Raw genomic sequence first — 13,229 nt, 5'->3', positions numbered from 1 at the left:
GTTTTTATAGACAATATACTTATAAGAATATACGTTCGGTTTTTGCTTGCCGGTGTATGTTTTGCATAAATACATAATAAGGGGTTGTCTCTATATGAGTAACACAAATCAAAAAATTACTACGTTTTTAATGTTTGAAGGTAAAGCTGAGGAGGCGATGAATTTTTACACGTCGCTATTCGATCAATCAGAAATTGTAAGTATTTCTCGCTACGATGAAAATGGACCTGGTAAAGAGGGAACTGTCATTCATGCAACTTTTACGTTAAATGGTCAAGAATTTATGTGCATTGATAGTTATGTAAAGCATGGTTTTACATTTACACCATCTATGTCTCTTTATGTAACTTGTGAGACAGAAGAAGAAATTGAAACGGTCTTTAATAAACTAGTGCAGGATGGATCCGTACTAATGCCTTTAGGTTCCTATCCATTTAGCAAAAAGTTTGGCTGGTTAAATGATAAGTATGGTGTGTCTTGGCAGTTAGCGCTTGCGGAATAAAAATTTAATAAGAAAAAGCGTATCTATAAATGGGCTACGCTTTTTCTTATTAAGAATTTTGCTTACCGAATCTTTTCGCAAGTTTAGCTAACAATTCAGGCTGATCCCCTTGGCTCATTACAACTTCAACAAAGATAAGTCGATTTATATTAAAATTTATTTTAGTTAAGACTTCTGCTAACTCTGTTTCATTTTCCACTTTAAATGTTAAGCTTTTTTCTTCTGAACTGAATACGTTTGCTAGTTTCGTGTAATCCCACATTTGTATGTCATTATACGGTTGATTTTGGCCGTGAATTGCACGTTCAACAGTGTATCCATTGTTATTAATTAAAAATATAATCGGTTTTAAATTTTGATGAAGTATAGTCGATAACTCTTGGACAGTTAATTGGAACGAACCATCACCAATAATTAAAATGTTACGCCGCGATAAGTCAGCGAGCTGTGTACCGAGTAGAGCAGCTAATGTATAACCAATCGAGCCCCATAATGGTTGTGCTACATATGTAGTGTTATTTGGTAAAGGGATAGCGGCACTACCGAAGAAAGGCGTTCCTTGTTCTGCAATTAAAACATCGTTTTCTTGTAAGAAATGGTATATTTGTTGCCAAAAACGTTTTTGTGTAACCATTTGTGCTTTTGGATTGAACTCTTCTGTCATAGATAGTGATTCTGAAATAAAGGGCTTAATTTCAAGTGTTTCCTCAATGCGATGTTCGATTAAATCACTTAATTGTTCTAAAACATCTTTCATTACAACTGGTCCGTATTTTTTATCAATAATTTTCACAGTATAGGGATGGATTTCTATAACTTGCTCTTTCGTAAAACCTTGTGTAAAGCCGCCGGTAATAGTATCAGTTAATTTCACACCAATACTAATAATACAGTCAGATTCATCAATTCTTTTTCGTATGTATGGAGAACTAACATCCCCAGTATAAATCCCTATAAATTGAGGGTGTTTTTCAGGGAATATTCCTTTTCCCATACTTAACGTTGCGATAGGAAACCCAGTTTTTTCTACGAATTGATGCAAATATTCTTCCGCATGAAAACGAGCCACTTCAAAATCAGCTAAAATAACTGGTTTTTTGGCACGGTTTATTTTTGAAGTCGCATGTAGAAGCATTTTATCCAGCGCATCTTTATTACTTAAAACTGGTTTATGTAAAATTGGTTCCGTAGGTTTATTAATTGGCTTATTATATACATCAATTGGGAATTGAATATGAACAGGGCGTTTATCACTCCAACATGCACGTAACACACGGTCAATTTCTTCAGCGGCATGCTCAGCTGTTAAATCTGTTTGTGCCACCGTGATTTCTCGATACATATTGGAAAAGTGATCGAACTTTCCATCACCTAACGTATGATGAACGAGTGCTCGATTTTCCATTACTTTAGTTGTTGGCGTACCAGTTATTTTTATAACTGGTACGTTTTCGGCATATGAGCCAGCAACACCGTTAATGGAGCTTAGTTCTCCAACACCGAAAGTAGTAATAAGAGCAGCGATTCCTTTTATGCGAGCGTACCCATCTGCTGCATATGCAGCATTTAATTCATTACAATTTCCAATCCACTTTAAATTTTCATGTGCTACTACATCATCTAAAAAGGCAAGGTTATAATCACCAGGAACCCCAAATATATGTTCAATTCCTAATTCGTGTAGTCTATCCAATAAATATGTACTTATAGTATATTGCGATTTCAAATGAATCCTCTCCTAATTGTGCATTGAATATTTCAATAAACTAAAGAAGTTCTAATGTGTTCGTTAAAATATTCAATACTAGATTGTGGTATAATTTACATACAGGGGGAAAGTAGATGACACAACATAAAGAAGAACAGATGAATGAAGCATTAGCATTATTTTACTTTGCATATAAAACATTTACTGAAAAGCCAGATGAAATTATAAAAGAGTATGGCATACAACGAGTACATCACCGAATTTTATTTTTTATCGCACGATTTCCAGGGATAAGTGTAAATGAGTTATTATCACTGCTAGAAATAAGTAAACAAGCTCTTCACGGACCACTACGACAACTTGTGGAAAAGGGCTTAATTGAGAGTAATGAAGCTACACATGATCGCCGTGTGAAACAGTTATCTTTAACAGAAATAGGTGTAGATTTAGAGAAAAAACTGAGCGATGTTCAAAGACAACAAATGAGTGTTATTTTTTCAAAATTTGGTGAATCGTGTGAAGAAAATTGGCATCAAGTTATGAATGAAATGGCAAATAGTCGATCAGGTTTTGATGCTTGGATATCAAAACGAGAAGTTGTAATCGATCAAAAATAATAAGAAATATATCTGTTTTTATAGTTTGAAAAAGAAAAAATTTTATCCATACATTTGGCAACTATGGATTGGTCATAGAGTGAATGGATAAAAAGATACATTACTAGATACTTTATACGTGTACGCAATGGAACAATAAAATTCACATTTCCGAGAGGGGAATTATTATGATAAAACTTGTACTTATTCGTCACGGACAAAGTTTATGGAATCTTGAAAATCGCTTTACAGGATGGACAGATGTAGATTTATCAGAGAATGGATTAAGTGAAGCGAGAGAAGCAGGAGCGATATTAAAGAAAAATGGATATACTTTTGATGTAGCTTATACATCTGTATTAAAACGAGCAATCCGGACGTTATGGATTGTACTTCATGAGATGGATCTTGCTTGGGTACCAGTACATAAATCTTGGAAGCTAAATGAAAGACATTACGGTGCATTGCAAGGGTTGAATAAAGATGAAACTGCGAAAAAGTATGGTGAGGAGCAAGTTCATATTTGGAGAAGAAGTATTGATGTAAGACCACCTGCTCTTACTGAGGATGATCCTAGATATGAAATGAATGCTCCAAAATATAAAGCACTTAAAAAAGGTGAGTTTCCATTGACTGAATGTTTAGTGGATACGGAGAAAAGAGTACTTGATTATTGGCACTCAGAAATTGCGCCGTCATTAAAAATTGGTGAAAAGGTAATTATTTCATCACACGGTAATACGATTCGTTCGCTAGTGAAATACTTAGATAACCTTTCAAGCGATGGTGTTGTTTCATTAAATATTCCAACGAGCATTCCACTCGTTTATGAATTAGACGATGATTTACGTCCGATTCGTCATTATTACTTAAGTATGGACGGAGAAGTACCAGAAGGGGAAATTCCGAAACATATTTCTTTTTAACATGAAAATTTGAAACGCATGCTTGTCTACATATACAATGTAGATTCATGATAAAGTGAAACTTTAATCAGTGGGGGGGTCATCCCCCATTGATTATTAGTTGAACCAATCGGGCTTTTATGGGCAGTTGATCCCCTACCTAACTTCTATGCTTTTGCTAAACTTTCAGGTGGGGGTCTTACTGCCCGTTAATGCGGGGTAAAAGACGTGGCACCTTCTAATGTATATGCGATATTGCTAAATTTAGAAGCTTGTCCACGTCTTTTGTCATAAAGAGAGCTGCTTGTGCATGTAATTATATCGTGAGTAGTTTTTGAATGGAGGGTGATGTCATTGGTGATCTCTAACATTCGAATCGGCTTATTTATTTTAGCAATCGTTTTTCTCGTTCTTGTGTTCTTTTACTGGAGAAACGAAGAGTTGTACGAGGAGAAAAAGCAACGTATTAGAAAGACTTGGTATGGGTTGTTTATAATATCAGTCACCGTGTATTTCATGATAAAAGGAATTGATTTAACCCTCTGGAAAAATCTTTTAATGTTCACTGCAATGGTTATTTTCGTTGATATCGCATTTATTTTAACACCAAATATTTCAGAAATATGGGGAGCGAAATTTAGCGATATCGGCAAGACTGTTCAATCGATAAAACGGTCATTAATTGCTTCTAAAGCAAGAGGAGAAATATACACAACAATTATTCAAAATGTCAATCCAGCAGTATTCGGTACAATGGAATGGCATACGGAAGAGGAATATACAAAGAGCTTAAACGCATTTTTAGATTCGTACGGAGAAAAGATTGGTGCGAAAATTGTTGTATTTGAAGCGGCAAAGGAATTAAATACAAACTTTCGTGGTATCCGTTCTCAATTTAGTATTATCGTTCCGTTAGAACACATTGAGCAATTGAATGAGCAGAAAGCGGTGCAAGTAGAAAATGTCGGAATAATACCAGCAAAAATGGTGAGTGATGTTTTCATTGTTATTGATGGGAAGAAAAATAACCTGCAAGATCGAGATTTTGAAAATGTATATAATTTAACAATACATCATAGTTATTTTAGTAAATAAGGACAGGATTTTCTTCTGTCCTTTTCACTTATACATAAAGGACTTGTATAAAATCGGACAATCATTCCTACACTAGCACGTAGAGGTGATTGTAATGATAAAAGATTATGACAATGATTTTTTTAAAGAAGATAATGAAGATACAACAGATTTCTCGTTAATAAAAGGAGATACATTACAGCAAGTAGAAGAATTAGAAGAAGAATTAAAAAGAAAATGATACGTGTACACGCTGTCTACATTTGCGATATAATATAAATAGAAGATTGTATCTTTTGGAAAAGGGGGAGAAGAGATGGCTGAAGTAAACGTACAAAAGTCTTCATTTTTTAAAGAAAAAAAAGAAGAACCAAATACAGATTTCTCTCTTGTGAAAGGTGCATTAACGGAAAATATAAATCGGTTAGAGAAATTAATGAATAATGGTACTTCAAAATATATGAGAGCAAAAAAAACGAAAGAAAATGCATAGTGCATTTTCTTTCGTTTTTTTATACGATTAAATATTTCACAAGTGGATTATAAAGTATGAAATAGAAAGGGAAAGTAACGAATCATGGTATAATGATAGCAGACTTACATATTATTTTGTCATTTTGAGAGGAGCTTAAAAATGTATTCTACTTTAGAACAATTAACAAAGCACCCTGTATTTTATCATTTTGCAGAAATTTCAAAGATTCCTAGAGGATCTGGTAATGAAAAGGAAATTAGTGATTATTTAGTTGGTTTTGCAAAAGAGCGTAACTTAGAAGTGATTCAAGATGAAGCAATGAATGTCATTATTAAAAAAGACGCAACTACTGGCTATGAAAATGTACCAGCTATTATCATTCAAGGCCATATGGATATGGTATGTGAAAAAAATCAAGCAACCGTACATGATTTTGAAAAAGATCCAATTGAATTACGAATCATTGGGGACATGTTATATGCAAATCAAACGACTTTAGGAGCGGATAATGGTATTGCAGTTGCGTATGCAATGGCTTTATTAGATGCATCAGACATTTCGCATCCAGCACTTGAAGTAGTTATTACTACTGAAGAAGAAACAACAATGGGCGGGGCTTTCGCTGTTGATGCAAATCACTTTGAAGGAAAGATTTTTATAAATATCGATTCTGAAGAAGATCATAAATTACTTGTAAGTAGCGCAGGTGGTGCGAAAGCTGTAGAAACAATTCCAGTAATATGGGATGAAGCGCCAGTGAATACGGATGCATACCGTCTATATGTTGGTGGTTTAAAAGGCGGACATTCTGGTATGGAAATTGATAAACAACGTGGTAATGCGAACAAAGTATTAGGACGAGTATTACGTGATTTATCAGCAAATATTCAATTTGAAATAAGTGAAGTTCACGGCGGATTAAAAACAAATGCAATTCCGCGTGAAAGTGTAGCTACAATTGTATTAGCTACAGAAGATGTAGAGAAAGTAGAAGAAAAACTAGAATCATGGACAAGAGTATTACAAGAAGAAATGCGTGCTGTTGATCCAGATGTTCATGTAACACTTACAAAATTGGATGAGAAAGTAGAAAAAGTATTTGCTAAAGAGACACAAAAGCAACTTATTTCATCATTATTCTTAATTCCGAATGGCATTCAAAGTATGAGCATGGATATTAAAGGTCTAGTAGAAAGTTCAACAAATTTAGGCGTTATTGAAACGTTGCAAGATGAAATTAAATTACGTAACGAAGTGAGAAGTTCTGTCAGTAGTTTAAAACAACATATTGCAAATGAAATTAAATGTATTGCCGAATTAGTTGGTGCAACATTTGAAATAGAGTCAGAATATCCAGAATGGCCATACAATCCGAATTCACAAATTCGTAATTTGTTTGAAAAAGTGCATCAAGAAAAATACAACAAGGATGCTGAAATATTCGCTGTACATGCAGGTATTGAATGTAGTGCATTCGTTCAAAAGATGCCTGACTTAGATGCAATTTCATTTGGTCCAGACATTTTTAACGTTCATACACCAGATGAACATATTAGTATTTCTTCTGTTGTGAATAACTGGGGATTCTTCGTTGATGTAATGAAGGGTACGAAAGAATTAGCTAAATAATATGGATGAAATGAAAAGTAGCCTATAAAACTTTATAGGCTACTTTTTTGTATAGAGTTTTATTAGAAATTTTTTTTACGTTAGTATTTAATTTTTACTTTTATTTCTAGAGGATATTGTACCAAAGATTGCTCCGGATACTGCTCCGATTAAAGTCATAAAAAATGCACTCCATGCTGCAAATGACATTATTACACCTCCAAATAATAAATTATTGTTTCTTAGCCTTTTGAATAGAAATGATAATTGCAACAAATATTAAGAAAATAAGAGGGACCAAGAATAGAAAGACATGTAATATTCTCCTTCCAATACTAATTTTAAATATTTTTATAAACAAATTATCGCATTTTTAAAGAGTGAACATATAGAATATGCAATATTGCATATTGAATTGTAGAACTTAAAGACGTGGAAACAGTTGTTGAATAAAAATGCTAATTTATAAAGAAAGTAAGGATTTTTTCTAATCTTAAAAAGGGCAGACAATCAAAAAGCTCCTCTACCTTATATAGGGCAGAGAAGCTTTTAAAATAGTTTTTGTCTAATAACAATAGTATTCAATATATATTTACTGGTCAGATATACGCAAATTATTTTGAGATTTTAAAGCTGCCCCCATAATAATAATTTTCTCCAAGTTTCATAACGGCTACATATGTTCCTGGATTATAAACCTTAGTAATAGGTGTTACAAATCTACCATAATTATGTTTCAAACCCGAGTCATAAATGGTTTTATATCTATGCAAGTTTATTTCATCATTTTCATTTCCACTCAATTGATATATTTTTACAATACCAGTATCTTTACCACCAGTATATATAGTAACATCGAATGTATCTCCATGTTTTAAGTCACCAACTGCTAACTCTTCTATAAAATCTGCATTATGATGTAATAAAAAATAGCTTTGCCACCGCCAATTATCTAAAATTCGTGATTCTTTTTGTGTAAGTTGCGATTCAGCAGACACAGGTGTGATTGTACTAATTGTATTCGAAAATAAAAATCCTCCAACAGTCAATGCACCAATAATTGTTGATTGCCTTAAAAGTTTCATGTTCTAAACCTCCTATTTACTTAAGGATTCAGAAATCGTTTTTGTGAAAAACTAGCTGTGAAATCTAATGGATGATAATATCTTCTATAATCATATTAACATTTATTGATTTATCAGACAAATTAATAAATAATAAAACTATATCGAGGGAGTTAATGCTAATATAAGAAAGAAGTTAGATGTATAGATAAGAAATCTTTATTATATGTAATTGGGACTTTGTTATTTGAAAACTCGATTGTTTTAATGCTGAAATTTCAATTCATACTTCAAGTTTCAGTACATAATTTTACAATTTGACTTATATAATTTATCACGATATGATTGCTTTATAATAAAAGAAAGGCTTGAAGACAATGATTCGTCGTTTGAGAAAGCTAAAAAATGTAGCAGTCGTAGTAAGCTTCTAAGTAAATAGCAAAATATATAATACTTAGAAGCGAGGAATAAAGTTATGAAGCATCCATTATTTAATCATTGGTCAGAAACAAAGTATTTAAAAGATATAGTAACAAATTCACTCATTGAGGTAGGAGAGTACTCCTATTATTCAGGTTATTATGGTCATCAAAATTTTGAAGATGGCTGTGTAAGGTATTTGTGGGGGGATGCTAAGTCCCGAGCGCTGTTCAATCCAATTGAACAGATGGGATGGCATCTTGATAAACTCATTATTGGGAACTATGTTTGTATTGCGAGTGGAGTAGTCATTTTAATGGGTGGTAATCATAATCATCACTCAGAATGGATTACAGTATATCCATTCGCTGAGCAAATTGAACATTCATATGAACCGAAGGGCGATACAGTCATTAAAAGTGATGCTTGGATTGGAATGAATGCTATTATTATGCCTGGCGTTATAATCGGTGAAGGTGCAATCGTTGCAGCGGGATCTGTCGTAAGTAAAGATGTTCCGCCGTATACAATAGTTGGTGGAAATCCTGCTAAGGAAATAAAGAAACGATTCACTGATACAGAAATGAAAATGCTAATGGAAATGCGTTGGTTTGATTGGGATAGAGAATTAGTTGAGAAGGCAATGCCGCTTTTATCTAGTTCATCTATTGAATTATTATATGATTTTTATAACAAGGAAGTAAAAAATAGATAGATCTGTGAGGGAAACTACATTCTATATAGGATGTAGTTTTTTTATTATAAAAAATTAATAGTCTAGACTAAGGAAAATTCATCTCTGGTATGAGTATAGTAAATAGCTGAATTAAATAATTAAAATCCTTGATAGCTAATAAAACCAGTGTGTCTCGATATTTAATCGGGATACACTGGTTTTATTTTTTGTAAATATGGAACAAACGCATTATTTAGATTGTCTATTCATTGTAATCCTAAAAAATATATTGGAGGTAAGAGGATTGAAAGGTATGTTTTACAAAAAATTCATTGTAATAGTAACAGTGCTTACACTATTTTGTAGCATAATTGTTACATCTGGAAGAGCAACAGCGGAAACAGTCCCTGTTTTAGATGTAGAAGCAGGATCAGCAATTTTAGTAGAAGCGAATTCCGGAAAAATTTTATATCAAAAAAATGCGGATGAATCACTAGCAATTGCTAGTATGACAAAAATGATGAGTGAATATTTAGTTCATGAAGCGGTGGATAAAGGAAAACTTAAATGGGATCAAAAAGTTAAAATCTCTGAATATGCACATAAGATTTCACAAGATCGCTCATTATCAAACGTTCCATTAGAAAATGGTGGCTCTTATACAGTAAAAGAGTTATATGAGGCAATGGCAATTTACTCTGCAAATGGTGCAACAATTGCTTTAGTTGAAGAAATTGCTGGAAAAGAAGCCGATTTCGTGAAAATGATGAATGATAAGTCAAAAGAGTTTGGAATGAAAAATTATAAATTTGTAAACTCTACAGGCTTAACAAACTATGATTTAAAAGGATATCACCCAGAAGGGACAACTCCAGACGAGAAAAATAAAATGTCCGCAAGAGATTGTGCGATTTTAGCACAACGTCTTATTCAAGATTTTCCAAAAATGTTAGATACAGCGAAAATTCCTAAAAAAACATTCCAAAAGGGTGGCAAGTATCCAATTGATATGGTGAATTTTAACATGATGTTAAAAGGTTTAATTAAGCAATACGAAGGTGTAGATGGGTTGAAAACAGGAACTACTCCAGAAGCCGGTGATTGCTTCACTGGTACAGTAGAAAGAAACGGTATGCGTCTAATATCTGTAGTGATAAAAGCAAACTCCCATACAGCACGTTTTGATGAAACGAAGAAATTATATGATTATGGATTTGCGAATTTTGAAGTGAAGAATATCTACGGAAAAGATTCAGTAGTAAAAGGGCATGAAACTTTGCGAGTTGCAAATGCAAAAGACAAAGATGTAGTAGTTCAAACGAAGCAAGCTGTTTCACTTCCAATACCAAAGAGCAATAAAGATGTTTATAAAAAAGAATTTAAAGTATCGAATAAAGAACAAGAAGCGCCTATTAAAAAAGGTGTAACAATAAGTAAAATGATTATCTTGCCTAAAGATAATACAGATCCTGGGTTCTTATCAGGTAAATCATTACAAATAGACCTTGTAACAAAATCTGATGTAGAACAAGCAAATTGGTTTACACGTTTTATGCGCCAAATTGGATCTTTCTTTAGCAGTATATGGGATAGTGCGGTTGATATAGTAAAAAGCTAACTTTATAAGATAAAACTAAAAATTAATCTGAAATACAGAGTTTCAAAGTATTATGGATTTTTGTGTAGATAGCTTGGAATGGTAGATTGCATTAATTCTCAAATTTGGCTCTTCAGAACTATTTGTAGTGGTAGTGCTATCAAGCTAAATTAAATTTGTATCTATATAATCAAAAAACGCTATTCTTTTTGTAGAAATATACAGAAAGGATGGCGTTTATTATGTATTTTTTGATTCAAAGCATTCTAGTACAAAGTTAGTTTAATAAAGTTACATGAAGAAAAAACATCCATTTTTTCATTAAATGACAATAAAAAAATAATACCCGGTACGTATTTCTGTAATTAGATTTTATAAAAATTTAATAAAATCTTTTCTTTGTATTAAATATTTTGTTTTAAATTATTTATATAAGGAAATGGAGACCAGAAAACAGATGCATAGATTGACTTTGAACTGCTTATATCTGGGATCTAGATAGACATTATGTACAATTCTTCCACTACACTAGTATAGTGGCCTTTACGAACAGCAAAATCTACAATTTACAAGGAGAACATTTTATGAGTAAGAGAATAAAAGAATTAGATTCTATACGAGGGTTAGCGGCACTTACTGTGGTATTTGGACATTTTTGTTTAATGCTACCATCGTTGCCTAATTCTATTAAATTTTCCCCGCTTAGGTTTTTATGGGCGGGTGGGGAAGCTGTTATCGTTTTTTATGTACTAAGTGGTTTTGTGTTATCTATGGCACTTTATCATTCAAAAACAAATTATTGGGGATATTTAATTAAGAGATTTGTAAGAATCTATATTCCTTATTATTTTTGGATAATCGTTACCTTTGTTTTATTTATTTTATTTTCGTCGTATGAAGTGGTAGGACTACGGGATTGGTTCTATGATAGGTGGCAAGGGTCTATAACAAAATTAGATATTCTAAACCACTTTGTGCTTCTTAATAACTTTTTTACGGAAAATTATAATCCAGTTATTTGGTCATTGGCTCAAGAAATACGTATATCTATTGTGTTTCCTTTATTATTCCTTCTTTTTTATAAACTGAATTGGAAGAAAACGGTACTATTTGCTTTGAGCTTTTCTTTCATTAGTGTTTTTCTTAATATGTTGCATATTGGGAAAGCTGAAGGGTTTTATAATGGTTATGCTGATACACTGCATTTTACATCTATGTTTATGGTTGGAATGTTACTTTTTAAGTATCAGGAAAAACTTATTTACTCATATAGGAATATGAAAAAATTTAAAAAAGGATTTCTTATTGCATTAGGGATTATTTTATATTTATATTCCATTTTAATTTATGGTTTTTCCCGTAATGATACTACTTTCTTATTAAAAGATTGGGGTGTCGTAATGGGGGTTAGTATATTTATTATAATGGCTATGAGTAACCTAAAAGTAAAAGCATTTTTAAATAAGAATGTATTTGTATATTTAGGAGAAATTTCATACAGTATCTATTTGTGTCATTTTCCAATCATGATGGTACTATTTAAACTTTTGTATACAAAGATACCTATCTTTTTCCTGCTTACTTTGTGCATTGCAATGACACTACTTTTTTCTATAATTTCGTATCATTTAATCGAAAAGAAATGTATAAACTGGGCAAAACAAAGAACAACCAATTTTTTGAAAAAAGTATAATTCCTAGAGAGATTTTATTTCTTTAGTAAATATACGAAATTGACCGATTCCTAAGTATACTTAGGAATCGGTCAATTTTGGATTCTAAATGTAAATATAGTAAAGTGGAATATAATTGAAATCGAAAACCACTTAGAAATAACAATTACGGTGTGAGCTATTGTATAGTATAGATATGGTTAATAATAAAGGGGGACTACATATGTGGAAGCGATTTGTATCGATTGGTGATAGTTTTACAGAGGGCATAGGGGATGAAGTTGAGGGAATAGCATTAAAAAGCTGGGTAGATCATTTTGTTCAACTCTGTGTAAACGATATAGAATATGCTAATTTTGCAAAGCGTGGGTTAGTAACTAAAGAAATTCGCTCACAGCAATTGGAAAAGGCATTAACGTTTAATCCAGATTTGGTTAGTTTAATTGCAGGTGCAAATGATGTATTAAAAGGACGTTGGAATCATCAAGAATATAAGAACGAAATGGAATTTATGATAGATACATTAAGTAAAACGGATGCTGATATTATTATAGCAAACCTTCCAGATTTTACAGTTCGGCTACCTATTTCTTCTGAAAAAAAACAAGTGTTAAAAGAACAATTATTAGAGGCAAATGAAATTATACTTTCATTGAGTAGAGAGTATAAGCTTCATCATGTTGACTTTTGGAATCATCATTTAGTAAACGATAATACGCTTTGGTCTACGGATTTGATTCATCCAAACTCAAAAGGATATGTAAAAGTTGCTGAATTGATTTTTAGTAGTTTGCCTGTACATGACTCTTCTAAATAAGCTTTAGAATGAACGCATCGAATCCCCTGTCGCATACAGCGCAGGGGTTTTGATGCGAAATAGAAGGATATAAAGCGCCTATAAATTATACTTTCAGTAATTCTTTTTATTGTT

13 protein-coding genes are annotated in these 13,229 nt (G+C 32.4%); 11 read left to right on the top strand and 2 right to left on the bottom strand.

The window, feature by feature from the left end:
* The first annotated feature begins 94 nt into the window (after positions 1–94).
* Positions 95–502 (top strand): VOC family protein, encoded by a 408-nt coding sequence (locus AC3WTA_RS02980; protein WP_070168823.1) that lies wholly within the window; start codon positions 95–97, stop codon positions 500–502.
* Positions 503–551: 49 nt separating this feature from the next.
* Here AC3WTA_RS02980 and AC3WTA_RS02975 read toward each other — a convergent pair whose 3' ends face one another.
* Complete coding sequence (locus AC3WTA_RS02975) at positions 552–2,228, bottom strand: alpha-keto acid decarboxylase family protein (RefSeq protein ID WP_070168824.1); 1,677 nt, start codon at positions 2,226–2,228, stop codon at positions 552–554.
* 116 nt (positions 2,229–2,344) lie between these two features.
* Here AC3WTA_RS02975 and AC3WTA_RS02970 point away from each other — a divergent pair, with 116 nt between their 5' ends.
* The 6 genes from AC3WTA_RS02970 (at position 2,345) to pepD (ending at position 6,889) form a co-directional block, all read left to right on the top strand.
* Positions 2,345–2,827: a MarR family winged helix-turn-helix transcriptional regulator gene (locus AC3WTA_RS02970; RefSeq protein ID WP_000191899.1), complete on the top strand. Its 483-nt coding sequence runs from the start codon at positions 2,345–2,347 to the stop codon at positions 2,825–2,827.
* Between the two features lie 167 nt (positions 2,828–2,994).
* The gene (gene gpmA / locus AC3WTA_RS02965) at positions 2,995–3,732 is read left to right on the top strand and encodes a 2,3-diphosphoglycerate-dependent phosphoglycerate mutase (RefSeq protein WP_000594144.1); all 738 of its coding nucleotides are present in this window, start codon (positions 2,995–2,997) and stop codon (positions 3,730–3,732) included.
* A gap of 336 nt (positions 3,733–4,068) precedes the next feature.
* Positions 4,069–4,806 carry a type II toxin-antitoxin system SpoIISA family toxin gene (locus AC3WTA_RS02960; protein ID WP_116480647.1) on the top strand — a complete coding sequence of 246 codons (738 nt, stop codon included), beginning with the start codon at positions 4,069–4,071 and terminating at the stop codon, positions 4,804–4,806.
* 94 nt (positions 4,807–4,900) lie between these two features.
* A complete protein-coding gene (locus tag AC3WTA_RS02955; protein ID WP_000588712.1) occupies positions 4,901–5,026 on the top strand; it encodes a hypothetical protein in 126 nt (41 codons plus the stop codon).
* 75 nt (positions 5,027–5,101) lie between these two features.
* Positions 5,102–5,278: a stage II sporulation protein SB gene (gene spoIISB / locus AC3WTA_RS02950; protein ID WP_000852619.1), complete on the top strand. Its 177-nt coding sequence runs from the start codon at positions 5,102–5,104 to the stop codon at positions 5,276–5,278.
* 141 nt (positions 5,279–5,419) lie between these two features.
* Complete coding sequence (pepD, locus tag AC3WTA_RS02945) at positions 5,420–6,889, top strand: beta-Ala-His dipeptidase (protein WP_000287560.1); 1,470 nt, start codon at positions 5,420–5,422, stop codon at positions 6,887–6,889.
* 593 nt (positions 6,890–7,482) lie between these two features.
* Here the strand turns inward: pepD and AC3WTA_RS02940 are convergent.
* Positions 7,483–7,953 (bottom strand): DUF5065 family protein, encoded by a 471-nt coding sequence (locus AC3WTA_RS02940; RefSeq protein ID WP_000771847.1) that lies wholly within the window; start codon positions 7,951–7,953, stop codon positions 7,483–7,485.
* A gap of 454 nt (positions 7,954–8,407) precedes the next feature.
* On the opposite strand from AC3WTA_RS02940, the gene AC3WTA_RS02935 reads away from it, so the two are divergent.
* From AC3WTA_RS02935 to AC3WTA_RS02920, 4 genes are all read left to right on the top strand, one after another.
* Positions 8,408–9,067, top strand: a complete 660-nt coding sequence (locus tag AC3WTA_RS02935; protein ID WP_000682543.1) for a CatB-related O-acetyltransferase — start codon at positions 8,408–8,410, stop codon at positions 9,065–9,067.
* A 265-nt stretch (positions 9,068–9,332) separates the two neighbouring features.
* A complete protein-coding gene (locus tag AC3WTA_RS02930) occupies positions 9,333–10,646 on the top strand; it encodes a D-alanyl-D-alanine carboxypeptidase family protein (protein WP_000677729.1) in 1,314 nt (437 codons plus the stop codon).
* 563 nt (positions 10,647–11,209) lie between these two features.
* Complete coding sequence (locus AC3WTA_RS02925; protein WP_088092590.1) at positions 11,210–12,319, top strand: acyltransferase family protein; 1,110 nt, start codon at positions 11,210–11,212, stop codon at positions 12,317–12,319.
* Positions 12,320–12,494: 175 nt separating this feature from the next.
* A complete protein-coding gene (locus tag AC3WTA_RS02920) occupies positions 12,495–13,115 on the top strand; it encodes an SGNH/GDSL hydrolase family protein (RefSeq protein WP_116480648.1) in 621 nt (206 codons plus the stop codon).
* Positions 13,116–13,229: the final 114 nt, after the last annotated feature.

It is taken from the genome of Bacillus sp. EB106-07-01-XG149, from assembly GCF_058791555.1.
This window is presented reverse-complemented; position numbering and strand designations above follow the sequence as displayed.

Bases quoted from the DNA above. Each gene is read 5' to 3' on its own strand.
- AC3WTA_RS02920 (WP_116480648.1), top strand. From the start codon at position 12,495: ATGGTTAATAATAAAGGGGGACTACATATGTGGAAGCGATTTGTATCG.
- AC3WTA_RS02970 (WP_000191899.1), top strand. From the start codon at position 2,345: ATGACACAACATAAAGAAGAACAGATGAATGAAGCATTAGCATTATTT.
- AC3WTA_RS02925 (WP_088092590.1), top strand. From the start codon at position 11,210: ATGAGTAAGAGAATAAAAGAATTAGATTCTATACGAGGGTTAGCGGCA.
- AC3WTA_RS02940 (WP_000771847.1), bottom strand. From the start codon at position 7,953: ATGAAACTTTTAAGGCAATCAACAATTATTGGTGCATTGACTGTTGGA.
- AC3WTA_RS02955 (WP_000588712.1), top strand. From the start codon at position 4,901: ATGATAAAAGATTATGACAATGATTTTTTTAAAGAAGATAATGAAGAT.
- gpmA (WP_000594144.1), top strand. From the start codon at position 2,995: ATGATAAAACTTGTACTTATTCGTCACGGACAAAGTTTATGGAATCTT.
- spoIISB (WP_000852619.1), top strand. From the start codon at position 5,102: ATGGCTGAAGTAAACGTACAAAAGTCTTCATTTTTTAAAGAAAAAAAA.
- AC3WTA_RS02980 (WP_070168823.1), top strand. From the start codon at position 95: ATGAGTAACACAAATCAAAAAATTACTACGTTTTTAATGTTTGAAGGT.
- AC3WTA_RS02935 (WP_000682543.1), top strand. From the start codon at position 8,408: ATGAAGCATCCATTATTTAATCATTGGTCAGAAACAAAGTATTTAAAA.
- pepD (WP_000287560.1), top strand. From the start codon at position 5,420: ATGTATTCTACTTTAGAACAATTAACAAAGCACCCTGTATTTTATCAT.